Source organism: Psychrobacillus sp. PGGUH221 (genome assembly GCF_042055255.1).
Classification (GTDB): Bacteria; Bacillota; Bacilli; order Bacillales_A; family Planococcaceae; genus Psychrobacillus.
On the sequence record NZ_JAQMHQ010000006.1, the window covers coordinates 143,279 to 159,807 of the forward strand.

The following is a 16,529-nucleotide window of genomic DNA, read 5'->3' on the forward strand; positions in this document are numbered from 1 at the left end:
TCCTCCGTAATTAAAAAGCAAATTTTTTCATTAAACCGAATCTACCTTGTTGAAGATAGCGTCTGCTTTTTAAACTTCTTTTACAAGGAACAAAGGCTGACCATATTCTACTAATTGTCCATCTTTTACAAGGATCTCAACCACTTCTCCATTTACTTCTGCTTCAATTTCATTGAATAACTTCATTGCTTCTACAATGCACACAACAGAATCAGTCGAAATCTTCGTTCCAACTTGAACGTATGCATCAGCATCAGGAGATGATGATTGATAGAAAGTACCTACCATAGGTGATGTGATTTTATGTAATGAAGTTTCTTCTACAACTTCTTCCACTTTTTCCTCCACTTTTTCTTTAGGAGTTTCACTTACCTGTACTTGTTTTTCTTCCACTACTATAGGTTGTTCTGAAACAACAGAACTTTCTAATGCGAATCCAGTAGAAGTTACAGAACCTTTATCATTCTTTTTTAATTTGATTTTAGTTCCTTCTGATTCATATAAAAATTCATCTAGTGTGGACTGATCAATTAATTTAATAATTTCTCTAATTTCTTGGATCTTCATTTTACCTGTCTCCCTTTTGTATACATAATTATACTTACTCTTCTCATTTTAGACGTTTTTATGATAATTTTAAATAGCTAGAGGATAAAACTTCGGAAATAATAAAAAAAAGCGCCAGTATGGCACTTTTTTTTTGACAGAACCTATAATATATGTTATTGACCGTCAAACTTAACTTCTACCTTATAAGCTTGTGGCCACTCTCTTTTTACAGCATAAATGATCTCATCCGCTTTTTGAGAGGACTGCTCATTTGACACAACATCTATTAATACAGATTCATTTTCAATTCTTACTAGCGCATCATCATAACCTAATGATTTGATAATTAGCTCCAGCATAGCCTCTGTTGAATCTATTTTCACTAATTCTTCAATTTGGTTATATGCTTCATCTTTTTCTTCTGCAGTGAAATCGTTACTACCTACTTTAGTCGTTAATTGCTCACGAAGTTGACTTCTTTTCCCTTGAACTTCCATTCTCATTTCTTCAAAGGCATTGCTACTTGAAGTAAATGATTGTTCGTTTGTGGAAGAAGTTTCAACTAGGTCTACATCTTCTATTGTATCATTTGAGAATAATGCTATTCCATCGAATGGCGATGGTCGATCTGTTACATAAAAAACAGTAATAACAGCTACTAAACTAATTAAAGTTAAAAACCAAATAGATCTCTTTTTTACATTCATGTTATTATTCCTCCAATTCCATTTCTTCAATCACAATTCTATGTGGGGATATTTGTAAAACAGATGAAAGTGTTATTACAAGCTTGTTTTGAATGCGTTTATCGCTCGCTCCTTCCGCCACAACTAATACTCCAATTAGCTCCTCCTTGTCCCTTTTGCTGTCACTTGTCCATTGGAAAAATGATACATCACTCTCCGTAGCTTCCTCAGATCCATTTGAATAATGATAATAAACAGCTACTCGACCAACGCCTCTAATTCTTTCAAGAACAGAAGCTAACTCATCTGGTGTTTGAAGTTCTTCTACATTCGTTTCTGTTTTACTAACATTATCCATATTGAGAAGACCTGAAAAAAGTAGACTTATGAAAAGTACTGCTCCTCCTATAACAACAAAACGAAAAGTGGGTTTTTGTTTAAGTGTGATAGTGCTTCACCCTTCTTTTCATTATGGATATAATACTTTATGCATCAAAAACTATTTATATGAAGAGATTAGACAGAATCCAAAATATTATCGCAATTTTTACTATAAAGCTCGATTTCTCTTTATCTACATGTTCTAATAGAATTGAAATAAGCTCCCCAATCACGACAATGATTAATATGCCAAATAAAATTGTTTGAATGATGAGAGTTATCCTTTCCCACTAACTAATAGTTTTGCAAAGAGCATCGTTAATATAATCGTGAAAAAGAACGCAAAAGCAATCAATACCGAAATAATAGATAGTACAAAAAGTGTTCTTCCAATATCATCTAGAAGCCCACTTATCCCTGAATCTAAAAACGGTTCCAAAATTGCAGCTAATAGTCTATATAAAAAAGCTATTAAAATTGTTTGAATCGTTGGAATCGAAACTAAAACTAATACGGAGATTAGTAATGAATTTCCAGTTATAACCGAGGCAGATGAAGAATACGTTTTCATCGTGCTAATACTTTCAGTTAATAAGGACCCTACAAATGGGATAGAGTTTTGTATTAATCGTTTAACAGATTCATTAACCGCTCCTCCTACCGTCCATGTAATCACACCATTGACTGTTATGAAGAAGCTATATAATACAAGGATTACTGACGTAATACCAATTAATGTCATCCTAATGAGATCTGACAGTTTCGAAAAAGAGGTTGCTGGATGTATTCGACTGATCAAATCTAGAAGAAAGGCAGCCATAATTGATGGTATCAATACTTTCTCTGCCATAAATGCTGTAAACGTTGAAAAGAATACTACCGCTGGATTCCATAAAGTTACTAGCAACGCTCCACCAGAAACAGCAATACCTGCGGTTAGTACTGGATACATTCCTAAAAAAAGTGTAACTAACTGGCTAGTAAGGGTTTGAATCATTTCTAGCGTTCGATAAGCAGGTTCTAAACATAAGAAGCAAATAAGATAAATAAATAATAACTTTAACAATCTTTTGCTCTTTGGAATGAGCCATTCTAAGCAAAGAAAAATAAAACCAAATAGCAGGATATACGTAAATGTTTGAATGACTTCTTTTACTGGGAGTAGCAAATTCGTGAGCATTTCATCCATTTTGATTCATTCCTTCAAGAGAGTAGTCCCATTATGGAAAAGAATTTAGAGTAAAATTGTTTCATATGATCGAGCCAGGCAAGTAGCAATATTGCTTTTGTTGTAAAAGTTAGTATAGTTGCAAGGCTTGTATACTCATAATCCGTCAAAAGTTCCTCAATTATTTGAGAAACTATTAAAAGAATGACAGAGAACATAAGTAGCTTAAATACTGGTAAGAGATTAGTTGGTATAACGGAGATAAATTGATTTGTATTAGGGATAATATAAGTCATTAATAAGTATGTTAAGAATAAAAATATAAAAATTGTATAAATAATAGAGTGAAGTCGTGGATAAGTTTCATCAATAAATTGCAGCAAAATGAATGCGATTATAATCGTTATGTATACTATCATTTGCTAACTCGACATAATAAGCCATTCAAGGAATGTGGATATTTCATAAAAAAATACCCTCAGTAAACGAAGCAGCTCAATGGTCATATAAATATATCCTACAAAAAATAAAAAAAAGGCAAACTCTTTTTTTCCGGTTGATTCAAAAAACAAATGAAGTATAGCAATTAATAACCCTATACCAGCAACTCGAAGTACATCGTGAAGTTCCACAATGCCTCCCCCTTCCATATCTTCAGCATATGATACAAGTTCTTCAAATATGAAAAAGAGTCAGGCTTTTGCGTGACTCTTTTATCTTTAGATAAACCTGAAGTTTATTGTTTCTTTTGCATTAAAAATTGAAACTATTGATTTTCGTTCCAGGCGGACGCTTTCCGCGGGCTTGGCTTCAGCCTCCTCGGAGCTACAAAAACATTTGCTCCTGCGGTTACTCGTCGCAAAGACACTGGCCAAATAAAGTTCGGCCAGCGTCTTTCCTGCGGGGTCTTCAGCTCAAGCTAATCCCGCAGGAGTCGCCGCCTTCCGCTCTAATCAACGTAATAGAACTCTATATAAGTGAATATTCGTGTTTTTAGTTACAAGAAGCAATTATGAAATTTATTCATTAAGATATAATTATATGATGCGGCAAAAAAGGCAGTTAGAATGAAATCATTCCAACTGCCTCTATTTCTCATTAAGGAGTCACATTTTTGCATGACTCTTTATTGAAATTAAACTATATAACTATTTTTAAATTAAGCTCTTGATACGTATGATCCTTCATCTGTGTTGATAATTAGTCGATCTCCAACATTGATGAAAAGTGGAACAGTTACAACTAAACCAGTTTCAAGAGTTGCAGTTTTAGAACCACCGCCAGAAGTATCCCCTTTAATACCAGGTTCAGTTTCAGTCACTTCAAGTTCAACTGATTTTGGTAATTCCACTCCAAGTGTTTCTCCTTGGTACTGAATAATATGAATTTCCATGTTTTCACGTAAGTATTTTAATTCGTATTCGATTTGTGTTTCGTTTAATTCAAGTTGCTCATAAGAATCTGTATCCATGAAAATGTGTTGATCTCCACTTGCATATAGATATTGCATTTTTCTGTTATCAATTTGAGCTTTCTCTACTTTTTCACCAGCACGGAAAGTTTTCTCATTTACTGAACCATTTCTAAGGTTTCTAAGTTTAGAGCGAACAAACGCTGCTCCTTTACCTGGTTTAACGTGTTGGAAATCCAGTACACGATAAAGTACTCCATCTACTACTATTGTTAAACCTGTTTTAAAATCATTTACAGAAATCATTATTTTTCCTCCAAATATTAAGATAAAATGAGTAATTCTTTTGTCGAATGCGTAAGTTTTTCTAGACCATTTTCAGTTACAATTGCATCGTCCTCTATACGAACTCCACCGATATTCGGTAAGTAAATTCCCGGCTCAATTGTAATAATCATCCCTGGTTCTAGTGTAATATCAGATCGGAAAGAAAGCCCTGGACCTTCATGTACTTCAAGCCCAATTCCGTGACCTAAAGAGTGACCAAATGCTTCACCATATCCTTTTGAAGCAATATAATCACGTGCAATTGCGTCTGCTTCTTTACCTGTCATTCCTGGTTTTATTTTTTCCAATGCAAGTAATTGTGCATCTAAAACTACTTGATAAATCTCTTTTAATTGGTCACTCGGTTCCCCAACAGCAATTGTTCGAGTCGTATCTGAAATATACCCATTATAAAGTGCACCGAAGTCAAGTGTCACAAAGTCCCCTACTTCAATGACTTTGCTAGTTGCTACGCCATGAGGAAGTGCAGATCTTACACCAGAAGCAACGATCGTATCAAAAGATGAAGACGAGGCACCAAGTTTTCTCATGAAGAATTCAAGCTCATTTGACACTTCAAGCTCTGTCATCCCCGGTTTTATGTATGTAACAATATGGTTAAAAGCCTCATCCGCAATACGACAAGCCGACTTTATAATACTAATCTCTTCCTCAGTCTTAATCAAGCGAATTTTTTCCACTAGTCCTGAAAGTGGTACTAAATCTGCTTGGATAGCTTGTTTATACAATTCATAGCCACTATACGTTAAATCGTCTTTTTCAAATCCAATAGAATTAATGCCCATTTCTGTAACTTGGTTAGCAACTTCTTCTATTAAAGTTTTTGTATGCTGTACAATACGGTAGTCCTTTATCTGACTAGCCGCTTGCTCTGTGTAACGAAAATCTGTAATGAATACTGCATCGTTTTTAGACACAATTGCTACACCAGCTGTACCAGTAAAACCAGTCATATAACGTCTGCTATAACCGTTTGTAATCAGTAAAGCATCCACACCTTGTTCTTCTAAAGCAGCACGTAACTTCTCAAGTTTCATCATTATACCCCATCTCATTTTCTATTTATATCTTCACTTTATTTTATCATAGGAAGAGACGCGGGTAAATTTTTCATTTACTAAGAGGATTATCCTGTGCATGAAAAATAGCAGATTCCATCATAAACCTTACTAACATTACAACGATACAAATAAATGGAATCGACAAATGTTTAATTGTTTTCGCAAGCGTATCCTTATCTAAAAATATCCATTCCATAATAATTGCAAAAATGATTCCAAGTGCCAAGCTAGTAATAGAGGCAGGAATTTTAATAAAAATCAGACTTATATAATAAAATACAAAACAAATAAACCATACTACAATAAAAAGAATGACCCATTTCCCTAGAGGACGGACTGATTCGAACATTTGTAATTTGTCTGCATAACCAATTGGACTCCACTTGATCCAATGAAACAAATCGATCACTTTAAGCAAAAAAGTGCAAATTAATGCAGCTACAAAACTAGTACTAACCGATAATCCCTTTTCTTTCATAATCATCTCTCCTTTTTGCTTCAGTTTGATGCTGAAAGATGAATATTAAACAAAAAGGAATAAAACTTCTAAAAAAACAAAAAAACACATACCGAGGAGTTACTCTCGAGCATGTGTTTTTTTACGCATTTATTTTATAATCCGCACTTTAATTGCGCATTACAATTTGTACATGTGTTACATCCGCCCATTTCTTCCACAGTTCCTTTTCGGCAAACTGGACAAGTATTACCAACTTCAGAACCGATTGTAACATTTGTTGAACGCAAATCCTGAATCGTATCAATTAAAACGATTGGTCGTTTTTCAAATACTTTTTCTTCTTGTCTTTGATCGTCAAGCGTATTTTCTTCTGCTTTCAATGTTAAAACCTGAGAATCTCGACTTCCATCAACATAAACAGTTCCACCTTTAGCTCCGCCACGGTATAGACGTTCATATACACCTTCTACTTGTTCAACCGTATAGCCTCTTGGTGCATTAACTGTTTTAGAGATTGAACTATCAATCCAGCGTTGAATAATACATTGAACATCCGCATGAGCTTCTGGCGCTAACTCCATTGCAGTAACAAACCATTCAGGTAAGTTGTTTTCATCTGCATCATTGTTTGCTTGCAAGTACTCTTGAACGATATCCGCTTTTACTTCAATGAACTTTCCTAAACGTCCACTTCTATAATATGTGAAAGAATAATAAGGTTCTAAACCAGTAGAGACTCCTACCATAGTTCCAGTAGATCCTGTTGGAGCAACTGTTAGTAGATGTGAGTTTCTAATTCCATTTTCAACGATAGAATTTCTGATTTCCTCTGGCATAGATTGCATAAAACCAGTCTCTGTAAATGCTTTCCGTAGACGATTTGTTTCTTCTTCTGTTTCTGCAGTTAAAAATGGGAAGCTTCCTCGTTCAATTGCTAAGTTCGCTGAAGTTTCATAAGCAGCAATTGCAATCGTTTTAAATACCTCGTCAACAAGAATATTTCCTTCCTCAGATCCGTACTCTTTTTCGCAGTAGATTAAAAGATCTGCTAATCCCATAACTCCAAGACCTACGCGTCTTTCACCTAAAGCTTGTACTTTATTTTCTTCTAAGAAATATGGAGTTGCATCTATTACATTATCCTGCATACGAACTCCAACACTCACTGTTTCTTTTAGAGCTTCAAAGTTAACCGTTTTAGTTTCCTTGTTAGCAAATTGAGCTAAATTAACAGCTGCAAGGTTACAAACTGAATATGGAGCAAGCGGCTGTTCCCCACATGGATTCGTAGCAACTACTTTTTGTCCATATGCTTTTGCATTCGTTTTTTCATTCGCATTATCTATAAAGAAAATACCTGGCTCTGCAGAATAAGTAGCACAAATATTAATTAAATTCCATAACTCTTTTGCTTTTACAGTGCGATATGTTCGAACAGCATAACCCATTTTCTCCCATTCACGAACATCTCCAACTTCATGCCAATGTTTGTTATAAAATACCATCTCTTCTGGAGAATAGGTTTCAATCGCTGGGAAACGTAGTTCGAAGTCTGCATCTTCTTCGACAGCTTTCATAAAGTCATCTGTCAACGTTACAGAAATATTTGCACCTGTTAAAAATTCAGGATTGTGAACAGTAAAATTACCACCATCACGAAGTTTTGTTTCTGCTTCACGAATGATATCATCGCTGAAGCCACCTAATCCAGGAATCGCTTTATAATTTACTATTCCCTGGTACATTGCTTCTTCTTGATTGGATAAAGGGGTAAATTTAAGCTTGTCCTTAGCTAATTGTTTAATCGTCTCATCATTCGTATTTTCAATTAAAAAACGAAGAATTCGAGGGTTTTGCATTTTAGAAATGATAAATTCGGCAATATCCGGGTGCCAGTCAGCAAGCATTATCATTTGTGCTCCTCTTCGTGAACCACCTTGCTCAACTAAGTGAGTTAGTTTAGCAATATCATCTAGCCATGATACCGAACCAGAAGATTTACCATTTACACCTCTAGCTAATGTATTACGCGGGCGAAGCGTCGAACCGTTCGTTCCAACACCACCACCACGACTCATAATTTCCATCACTTGCTTACGATGGTCACTGATTCCCTCGCGTGAATCGGGAACAAATGGCATTACGTAGCAGTTAAAGTAAGTTACGTCTGTACCTGTACCCGCTCCATAAAGAACTCGTCCAGCTGGAATAAATTTTAAAGAAACTAATTGTTGGTAGAACTTCTCAAACCATTCCTTGCGTTTTTCCTCTGTTTTTTCAACAGAAGCAAGTCCAGTAGCATTGCGTTTGGCAATTTGCTCATAATACACTTCCAACGGTTTCTCAATAACATTAAGAGAACGTTTTACAATTCCTGATTCAAGTTCATCTTGATCATCAATTGCACTTCTATAGTCTTCTTCAATAAGCACTTCTGCAGTTTTTGTCGATTGGTCGATTGAAACGATATGACCTAAGCCGCGTGCAGGAAATTTCGGGTCAGCTTTTACAGTAAGAACGACAAAATCTCCTGCTTTTAGCGTTTTCTTTTCCGTATCTTTAAATGAATAACGGTCAATCATTACTAGTCGGGAAACACCTTTGTGCGTCAATTTCATGTCTTCTGTAATTGGATGTACTTGTGGAAATAGTTGAATGTCTTTGTTTAACTGATCAATGTTAATGGTTGCATTATTGTTCTGAGATGCTAATACCATCATATTGCCTCCCTTTTATTTAAAAATAAAACACACCATATATGGTGTATGGTTATTTTTAAACCATACTATATGTTGTGTTTTTTTGCAAATATATGAATTTCTTCAAAAGTCATATGTAGCAATGGTCAATGGACTAATTTCCTAAAAAAATAAATTTTATTTTTTAAAATTCCATTGATTATTATCATAACGCTTTTTTTCAAGCGCATTTACGTATAATTCTTGTTCTTCTGATAGGGCAAATTCTACTAATTCAATCTGCAACGCATCTTCAAATCCTTTTTTGAATGCTTTTTTGCACTCGTCGATTGTTACAGGATTTTGACTAATTTTGTTGATGGCCACAGCTTTTTTAGATAAACTTGCTTTTACTCTCTCACGTAGCGCTTCAGAAGAAAATTTAAACGTCTGGATAAGTTTATCTTCATCCAGATCTAATAAGATTGCACCATGCTGTAAAATAACACCTTTTTGACGTGTTTGGGCACTTCCTGCAACTTTCTTTCCTTCTACTACTAATTCATACCAACTTGGCGAATCAAAGCAGACAGCAGTTTTAGGCTTCTTTAGATTTTGCTTTTTCTCTTCTGTGTCTGGAATAGAAAAGTATGCATCTAAACCTAGATTTTGAAATCCAAGCAATAACCCTTCACTTATCACACGATAAGCTTCTGTCACGGTTGCTGGCATATCAGGATAACTTTCAGTCACAATCACGCTATATGTTAGTTCATGCTCATGTAGTACTCCTCTTCCCCCAGTAGGTCTACGAACAAACCCAAGGCCTAAACGATTTACTGCATCTAAATCTATTTCTTTTTCAACAGATTGAAAATAACCGATCGATAGAGTCGCTGGATTCCATTCATAAAAACGAATTACTGGTGGAATCAGCCCTTCACTGTGCCAATCTAGCAAAGCCTCATCAAGCGCCATGTTATAAGATGGACTACAAGGTCCAGAATTAATAAAGTACCATTTTTTCTTTTCCATCAAATCTTCCCCCTAACAACCTTATTCATTTTATCAAATAGATTGAATTGTATCTAGTGAATCTTTTATAATGAATATGGAAACATAGAAAGGGGAAAGACCGTGTTAAATATTTTATACACTCTACTTGTAGTAATTATTGTTTTACTAGTTTATGCTGGTATCCAAGCTCTCCGTTTAAAGAAGACCGTTACAAACCTTAATCAGGAGCAATTTATCGAAGGCTATCGTAAGGCACAATTAATTGATGTGAGAGAACCTAAGGAGTTTGATTCAGGTCATATTCTTGGCGCAAGAAATATCCCTTCCACACAGCTTCGTCAACGTTATAAAGAAATTCGTCCAGATAAACCAGTTTATCTATATGATCAAAACGGCGCAAGAAGTGCACGTGCAGCAATGTTCCTAAAGAAAAAAGGATATACACAATTAAACCAACTTCAAGGCGGATTTAAAACTTGGACAGGTAAAATTAAATCTAAATAATACATAAAGGTTCTTCTTACCGTAGAGGAACCTTTTTTATTTCAACACTCACTAAATTTTCTGGAGGTATGGAATGAAAGAGAAAACGTTATTTTCACATCACGAGGATTTTAGAAATACTCTTCCTAATTATGAGGACTTTGCGCTTGTTTCAAAAAGGATCATTCGGGCCTTAAATGAAAGAAAACAAGGCGATTGGAAAAATATTTCAATTGGAGAAACAATATCTCAACTTGATGCAAACTTATTAGAAATGATGGAGAAGAAATTATTAGCTTATGAAACACTGAGCTATATTTTTGAAACACAGCCTCTAGGTAAAATTATGAGTAAATCTACATTAAATTTAGGCACAGGTTTAGAAATTACGGAAACCTTTGAAAATAAATTGATCTACTTTCCAGAATATGATGTAGGAATGACATTGTCTTTTAACTATTCTTCTAGTCATAGTTGGCCGGAATATCGTTTCTTTTCTACGTCAGCAGAAAAAGCGTTACTATTTTTAAACGAAATCAACGAAAAGTTAAGACAATTACTTATGCAATCGATTACTTATTTAGTTGATACAGAAAATGGAGTCCAACGAAGAAATTATGGCGAGCAAGCTGTTGTGAATCGTGAGGACGTATTATTAGCACATAGCATAAAGCAAGATATATTTCGTTCTATTGATGAATTTTTTAAAGAGGACGGTCATTTTTTCAAAGAATATGGCCTACCCTATAAACGAGGAATTTTACTATATGGTAGTCCTGGGAATGGGAAAACAACTTTAGTTAAGTCTATCACAGGCTCAACGAAAGCACCTGTTGTTTATTGGCAAATTACCGAATTTACTGGAAGTCATTCTATTCAAGAAGTATTCGGTATCGTGACAAGACTTGCTCCTGCAATTCTCGTTATTGAAGATATTGATTCGATGCCTGAATATACGAGATCCGTTTTTTTAAACACGCTAGACGGTGTTCAATCTCGAGAAGGGTTATTTATCATCGGAACGACAAACTATCCGGAAAAAATAGATCAAGCGCTTATAAATCGTGCTGGTCGGTTTGACCGTGCATACGAGATACCATCTCCTTCGGATAAAGTTCGAGAGCAGTACTTACGAAAGTTAGATATTAAACATATTTTTACGGACGAACAATTTACAGATATGGCGAAACGTTCAAAAGGGTTATCTATGTCCCAGCTTAACGAATTGTATATGTCCGTTGCATTAAATTGGCACTATGATGGGAAACTGGCATATGAAGAGCGTATTGAAGAGTTGTTAAAACAAAATAAAAGATCTATGAAAAAAGAATGGGAGAATGACGAACATTCTATTGGATTTTGAATCGAAGAAGTTAATAGCTTTTATTGGCTATTTTAGACTGTGGACAAACGCGAAGAATTTCATGTTTGCTCTACGGTCTTTTTTCTATATATAGTCGGCGGACGCTTTCCGCCGACGGTCCGTGAGCCTCCTCATGCCGACACGCTGTTCCCGCTGGAGTCGCTGCCCTCCGTTCCAATCTACTGAAGGCTCCATGATTATAGAATTGAATAAGCACAACATTCATTGTGATGGGCTATGATGACTAATAAACAAAATTTTGCCTACAGACTTTTTCTAATAAATAACAATATCGTTGTTTCCACTGCGGACGGACGCTTTCCGCGGGCGGTCCGTGAGCCTCCTCGTCGCAAGCTCCTGCGGGGTCTCACATGGACACGCTATTCCCGCTGGAGTCGCCGTCCTCCGTTTCAGTCCACGAATAATACAAACTACACTAATTATAGAAATGAATAAATAGTACTTTCGATTTGAGATTTCTTAATGTTGAAAAACAAGTTACGCGGTATGCAACATTACGAGGTATAAAGAATGACCTGAAAACAATGCTTACTTTTACTCTTACTACATATACAAGGTAAGATTCCCCTGTATATGTAGCAACTCTGCTTTTCTATTAAAATCAAAAAAATGACAAAAGGTATCGAGAGGACATCCTCTTGATACCTTTTGTATATAATTAGAAATGCGATTATCTCGAATCTCTTTTCAAGTTTTATGCTTTTGTATAGCGTAATACTGGATGACGAGCAGCTTTTGTTTCGTCTAAGCGATTGATTACTGTCGTATGTGGTGCGTGTTGAACGATTTCTGGATTTTCTTCTACTTCTTTTGCAATTTGAATCATTGCATCACAGAAAGCATCTAATGTTTCTTTTGATTCTGTTTCTGTTGGTTCGATCATCATACCTTCTTCTACATTTAATGGGAAGTAGATTGTTGGTGGATGATATCCGAAGTCAAGAAGACGTTTTGCCATATCAAGTGTACGGACACCTAATTTCTTTTGACGACGACCGCTAAGTACGAATTCGTGCTTACAATGGCGGTTATATGGTAGATCAAAATATGCTTCTAAACGTCTCATCATATAGTTTGCATTTAGAACTGCGTATTCAGTTACAGCTTTTAGACCATCTGGACCCATTGAACGAATGTATGTGTATGCACGGACGTTAATTCCAAAGTTTCCGTAGAATGGTTTCACACGTCCAATTGTTTGAGGACGATTATAGTCAAATTTATATTGATCATTTTCTTTTACAAGAACTGGGCTTGGTAAGAAAGGAATTAGATCTGCTTTAACTCCAACCGGACCTGAACCTGGACCACCGCCACCATGAGGACCTGTAAATGTTTTATGCAAGTTTAAATGAACGCAGTCAAAGCCCATATCTCCAGGGCGTGCTTTAGACATAACCGCATTTAAGTTAGCGCCATCATAGTATAGTTTTCCACCTACACCGTGAATGATTTCTGCTAATTCTAAAATACTTTCCTCAAATAAACCAAGCGTATTTGGGTTTGTAAGCATTAGAGCTGCTGTATCTGGACCAGCAACGCGACGAAGATCCTCTAAGTCTACTAATCCATTTTCGTCTGATTTTACTGTAATCGTTTCAAAACCTGCAACTGTAGCTGATGCTGGATTTGTACCATGTGCGGAGTCAGGAACAATTACTTTTGTACGCTGAGTATCTCCATTTGCCTCATGGAATGCACGAATCATCATTAATGCAGTCCATTCACCATGGGCACCAGCTGCTGGTTGTAGTGTTACTTCATCCATTCCAGTAATTTCTACTAAATGTTGTTGTAGATCATACATTAATTCCATAGCACCTTGCACAGAAGACTCATCTTGTAATGGGTGAATATTTGCAAATCCAGGGAAACGTGCTACTGATTCATTAATTTTTGGATTGTACTTCATCGTACAAGATCCAAGTGGATAGAAACCAGTATCTACTCCATGGTTACGATTCGATAGAGCTGTATAGTGACGCATAATATCAAGCTCTGATACTTCTGGTAGCTCCGCTTCTTCTTCTCGAAGTAAGCCCTGTGGCAACAAAGAATTAATATCTACTTCTGGAACATCGAGCTCAGGTAGACTATATCCTACTCTACCTTCCTTTGTAATTTCAAAAACTAATGGTTGATTATCCTTATGCATAAAGAGCCCCCATTTCTTGCACGAGTGCATCTATTTCTTCTTTTGTACGTTGCTCTGTAACGGCAATTAATACATGATTTTTAAGGTCAGAGATAACACGACCTAAGTCGAAACCTCCAATAATTCCTTTTTCAAGAAGTGCTTTGTTTGCATATGCTACAGATCCATTTACTTTAACTACAATTTCGTTGAAGTGAGGTCCTTGGAAAGGAACTTCAAATCCAGCTTTTTCAAATGCTTGTTTTGCATAATGAGTCTTTGTGATATTTTGAATCGCCATTTCTTTTACACCTTTTTTACCAAGAGCAGTCATTGCTACTGATGCGGCAAGTGCATTTAACGCTTGGTTTGAACAGATATTTGAAGTTGCTTTGTCACGACGAATATGTTGTTCACGAGCTTGTAATGTTAAAACATACCCACGTCGACCTTCTTCATCTGTTGTTTCCCCTACTAAACGTCCTGGAACTTTACGCATAAGCTTAGATGATACAGCAAAGAAACCACAATGAGGTCCACCAAATGCTTCCGAGATACCAAAAGGTTGAGCATCCCCAACTGTAATATCTACACCAAACTTTCCTGGAGGAGTTAAAGCTCCAAGAGCAAGTGGATTTGCAGATACAACAAATAATGCTTTTTGAGCATGTGTTAGTTGCTCCACTTTTGCTAAATCTTCAATTTGTCCGAAGAAATTAGGATATTGGACTAAAACAGCTGCTGTCTCTTCATCTACTAACTCTTCTAATTTCCCTAAATCAGTTACACCATTGTTAGTAGGAATCGTCACAACTTGAACGTTTTGACCTTTTGCATACATTTTTACTACATCAATATACTCTGGGTGTACAGCTTCCGAAACTAATAGTTTTTTTCTACGCGTGTGACCAGCTGCCAAGTTACCAGCTTCCGCAAGTGCAGTACCACCGTCATACATAGAAGAGTTTGCTAGATCCATTCCAGTAAGCTCACAGATCATTGTTTGAAATTCAAAAATAGCTTGTAGTTCACCTTGAGAGATCTCCGGTTGATAAGGTGTATAAGCAGTGTAAAATTCAGATCTTGAAATAACGTGATCTACGATTATCGGTTTAAAATGATCGTAAACTCCTGCACCAAGAAAGGAAGCATACTTTTTACTATGTGCATTTTTATCAGCAAGTACAGATAATTCTTTTAACAAAGCAGACTCCGCTTTAGCAGGTTTAATATTATACTCACCTTTAAAACGCACTTTCTCCGGAATGTCTGCAAACAATTCATCAACGGAAGAAATGCCTATAACATCAAGCATTTCCTTTTGATCTTGTTCAGTCATTGGTAAATAACGATGCTTTATCAAATGGACAACCTCTTTCTGCGATTATTTTTGTTTTTTATAAAATGGCGTAGCTACTGTGACAGCTTTCAAACGCTTATTTCTAATTTCAACTTCTAATTGCGTGCCGATTTCTGTAAAGTCGGCATCGATCAGTGCAAGGCCAATATTCTTTTTAAGAGTAGGAGATTGTGTTCCAGTAGTTACAAACCCAATTTGTTTTTCACCAGCGAAAACTGGATACCCTGTACGAGGAATTCCTTTATCAATCATTTCAATACCAACGCTTTTTCTCGGTACACCATTCTCTTTTTGTTCAACTAGTACAGATTTACCGTTGAAGTCTTGCTCTTTTTTGAGCTTCACAACAAATCCGATTCCAGCTTCTAATGGAGAAATATCTTTTGAAAGCTCTTGCCCGTATAAAGGAAGACATGCTTCAAAACGTAAAGTATCGCGTGCTCCAAGTCCACAAGGAAGTAATCCTTCCTCTTTACCTGCATTTAAAATGCTGCTCCATAATTCGGAAAGATCCGTACTAGCTGCATAGAGTTCAAATCCATCCTCACCTGTATAACCAGTACGAGAAACAAGAACCGATTTTCCAGCTACTTCGACATGATCTGCAAATCGGAAAAATCCAATTTCCTCTAGATTTTTAGAAGTTAACTTTTGTAAAATACTTTGTGCGAGTGGTCCTTGTAACGCTAACAGTCCATAATCATCTGATTTATTGACAAGTTCTACATCACCAGATGCATTTTGCTTCAGCCATTCAAAATCTTTTTCAATATTAGATGCATTTACGACTAAAAGATAGTGGTTATCTTCCATCTTGTAAACTAATAAATCATCTACTATACCACCGTCTTCATAACACATAGCAGTATACTGAGCTTGGTTATTTACAAGTTTAGAAACATCATTCGTCATCACTTTTTGTAAAAAAGACTCGCTTTGCGAACCGGTTACAAAGATTTCTCCCATATGAGAGACATCAAAAAGTCCTGCTTTCGTTCTTACCGCTTCATGTTCTTCCTTAATACTAGAAAATTGCACGGGTAATTCCCATCCACCAAAATCAATGGTTTTCCCACCATAATTGGCATAGTCTTCATATAGAGGTGTACGCTTCAACTGTTCTGACACAAAATTCTCCCCCTTTATAATTTTCACACAAAAAAAGACAGAGTGACCCCTTTAAAAAAACAGGGGTTCTCTGTCCTGGCACCTGAAAGTTTACCGAAAACGGCTTTCCTCTTTGGTGGCTTTGCGTGATACTCAACGAAAGCACTCTCCAGAGTTGCGTCCTATACGAGTTCTTTTGCCTGAGAGATTCATAAATTTCTTTACTTGCTCCTTCGGCGACGCACTTTAGGCGTTCTCTCCCCGTATCCTCATCCGCTAAATCTGTATTTATCACTCGCTTT

Annotated in this window: 16 protein-coding genes and 1 riboswitch; of the genes, 2 read left to right on the top strand and 14 right to left on the bottom strand. The window is 36.2% G+C overall.

Features of this window, described 5'->3' with window-relative positions:
- Window positions 1-69: 69 nt before the first annotated feature.
- The 11 genes from accB to PGC35_RS11685 all read right to left on the bottom strand — a co-directional run bounded on the left by accB (window position 70) and on the right by PGC35_RS11685 (window position 9,777).
- The gene (accB, locus tag PGC35_RS11635) at window positions 70-567 is read right to left on the bottom strand and encodes an acetyl-CoA carboxylase biotin carboxyl carrier protein (RefSeq protein ID WP_053588911.1); all 498 of its coding nucleotides are present in this window, start codon (window positions 565-567) and stop codon (window positions 70-72) included.
- A gap of 155 nt (window positions 568-722) precedes the next feature.
- Complete coding sequence (locus PGC35_RS11640) at window positions 723-1,256, bottom strand: SpoIIIAH-like family protein (RefSeq protein WP_053588910.1); 534 nt, start codon at window positions 1,254-1,256, stop codon at window positions 723-725.
- A gap of 4 nt (window positions 1,257-1,260) precedes the next feature.
- Window positions 1,261-1,593: a hypothetical protein gene (locus tag PGC35_RS11645; RefSeq protein WP_056831738.1), complete on the bottom strand. Its 333-nt coding sequence runs from the start codon at window positions 1,591-1,593 to the stop codon at window positions 1,261-1,263.
- Between the two features lie 300 nt (window positions 1,594-1,893).
- Entirely contained in the window at window positions 1,894-2,805 is a 912-nt protein-coding gene (locus PGC35_RS11650) for a stage III sporulation protein AE (RefSeq protein WP_056831736.1), read from the bottom strand.
- Between the two features lie 14 nt (window positions 2,806-2,819).
- The gene (locus PGC35_RS11655) at window positions 2,820-3,203 is read right to left on the bottom strand and encodes a hypothetical protein (RefSeq protein ID WP_053588907.1); all 384 of its coding nucleotides are present in this window, start codon (window positions 3,201-3,203) and stop codon (window positions 2,820-2,822) included.
- Window positions 3,204-3,206: 3 nt separating this feature from the next.
- Complete coding sequence (locus PGC35_RS11660; RefSeq protein ID WP_053588906.1) at window positions 3,207-3,416, bottom strand: SpoIIIAC/SpoIIIAD family protein; 210 nt, start codon at window positions 3,414-3,416, stop codon at window positions 3,207-3,209.
- Window positions 3,417-3,943: 527 nt separating this feature from the next.
- Entirely contained in the window at window positions 3,944-4,501 is a 558-nt protein-coding gene (gene efp, locus PGC35_RS11665; RefSeq protein ID WP_056831734.1) for an elongation factor P, read from the bottom strand.
- Between the two features lie 17 nt (window positions 4,502-4,518).
- A complete protein-coding gene (locus PGC35_RS11670) occupies window positions 4,519-5,583 on the bottom strand; it encodes a M24 family metallopeptidase (protein WP_082461017.1) in 1,065 nt (354 codons plus the stop codon).
- A 70-nt stretch (window positions 5,584-5,653) separates the two neighbouring features.
- Entirely contained in the window at window positions 5,654-6,082 is a 429-nt protein-coding gene (locus PGC35_RS11675) for a hypothetical protein (RefSeq protein WP_375219304.1), read from the bottom strand.
- Window positions 6,083-6,216: 134 nt separating this feature from the next.
- Entirely contained in the window at window positions 6,217-8,781 is a 2,565-nt protein-coding gene (locus tag PGC35_RS11680; protein ID WP_053588902.1) for a vitamin B12-dependent ribonucleotide reductase, read from the bottom strand.
- A 159-nt stretch (window positions 8,782-8,940) separates the two neighbouring features.
- Entirely contained in the window at window positions 8,941-9,777 is an 837-nt protein-coding gene (locus PGC35_RS11685; RefSeq protein WP_056831729.1) for a lipoate--protein ligase family protein, read from the bottom strand.
- A gap of 111 nt (window positions 9,778-9,888) precedes the next feature.
- Between PGC35_RS11685 and PGC35_RS11690 the strand changes: the two genes are divergently transcribed.
- Window positions 9,889-10,263 (top strand): rhodanese-like domain-containing protein, encoded by a 375-nt coding sequence (locus PGC35_RS11690; RefSeq protein WP_375219389.1) that lies wholly within the window; start codon window positions 9,889-9,891, stop codon window positions 10,261-10,263.
- A gap of 73 nt (window positions 10,264-10,336) precedes the next feature.
- On the top strand, window positions 10,337-11,605 hold the full coding sequence (locus PGC35_RS11695) for an AAA family ATPase (protein WP_375219305.1): 1,269 nt from the start codon (window positions 10,337-10,339) through the stop codon (window positions 11,603-11,605).
- A gap of 715 nt (window positions 11,606-12,320) precedes the next feature.
- Here the strand turns inward: PGC35_RS11695 and gcvPB are convergent.
- Genes gcvPB through gcvT form a run of 3 tightly spaced genes read right to left on the bottom strand, consistent with a single transcriptional unit; the run spans window position 12,321 to window position 16,248 of the window.
- Window positions 12,321-13,781: an aminomethyl-transferring glycine dehydrogenase subunit GcvPB gene (gene gcvPB / locus PGC35_RS11700; RefSeq protein ID WP_375219306.1), complete on the bottom strand. Its 1,461-nt coding sequence runs from the start codon at window positions 13,779-13,781 to the stop codon at window positions 12,321-12,323.
- A complete protein-coding gene (gene gcvPA / locus PGC35_RS11705) occupies window positions 13,774-15,120 on the bottom strand; it encodes an aminomethyl-transferring glycine dehydrogenase subunit GcvPA (RefSeq protein WP_375219390.1) in 1,347 nt (448 codons plus the stop codon). The genes gcvPB and gcvPA overlap by 8 nt, the downstream gene beginning before the upstream one ends.
- A 24-nt stretch (window positions 15,121-15,144) precedes the next feature.
- The gene (gene gcvT, locus PGC35_RS11710; protein WP_053588897.1) at window positions 15,145-16,248 is read right to left on the bottom strand and encodes a glycine cleavage system aminomethyltransferase GcvT; all 1,104 of its coding nucleotides are present in this window, start codon (window positions 16,246-16,248) and stop codon (window positions 15,145-15,147) included.
- 157 nt (window positions 16,249-16,405) lie between these two features.
- Window positions 16,406-16,500: riboswitch (glycine riboswitch) on the bottom strand.
- Between the last annotated feature and the right edge of the window lie 29 nt (window positions 16,501-16,529).

What these genes read in the sequence shown, in the direction of transcription:
- accB (WP_053588911.1), bottom strand. Translation starts at nt 567, where the DNA reads ATGAAGATCCAAGAAATTAGAGAAATTATTAAATTAATTGATCAGTCC.
- PGC35_RS11640 (WP_053588910.1), bottom strand. Translation starts at nt 1,256, where the DNA reads ATGAATGTAAAAAAGAGATCTATTTGGTTTTTAACTTTAATTAGTTTA.
- PGC35_RS11645 (WP_056831738.1), bottom strand. Translation starts at nt 1,593, where the DNA reads ATGGATAATGTTAGTAAAACAGAAACGAATGTAGAAGAACTTCAAACA.
- PGC35_RS11650 (WP_056831736.1), bottom strand. Translation starts at nt 2,805, where the DNA reads ATGGATGAAATGCTCACGAATTTGCTACTCCCAGTAAAAGAAGTCATT.
- PGC35_RS11655 (WP_053588907.1), bottom strand. Translation starts at nt 3,203, where the DNA reads ATGATAGTATACATAACGATTATAATCGCATTCATTTTGCTGCAATTT.
- efp (WP_056831734.1), bottom strand. Translation starts at nt 4,501, where the DNA reads ATGATTTCTGTAAATGATTTTAAAACAGGTTTAACAATAGTAGTAGAT.
- PGC35_RS11670 (WP_082461017.1), bottom strand. Translation starts at nt 5,583, where the DNA reads ATGATGAAACTTGAGAAGTTACGTGCTGCTTTAGAAGAACAAGGTGTG.
- PGC35_RS11675 (WP_375219304.1), bottom strand. Translation starts at nt 6,082, where the DNA reads ATGAAAGAAAAGGGATTATCGGTTAGTACTAGTTTTGTAGCTGCATTA.
- PGC35_RS11680 (WP_053588902.1), bottom strand. Translation starts at nt 8,781, where the DNA reads ATGGTATTAGCATCTCAGAACAATAATGCAACCATTAACATTGATCAG.
- PGC35_RS11685 (WP_056831729.1), bottom strand. Translation starts at nt 9,777, where the DNA reads ATGGAAAAGAAAAAATGGTACTTTATTAATTCTGGACCTTGTAGTCCA.
- PGC35_RS11695 (WP_375219305.1), top strand. Translation starts at nt 10,337, where the DNA reads ATGAAAGAGAAAACGTTATTTTCACATCACGAGGATTTTAGAAATACT.
- gcvPB (WP_375219306.1), bottom strand. Translation starts at nt 13,781, where the DNA reads ATGCATAAGGATAATCAACCATTAGTTTTTGAAATTACAAAGGAAGGT.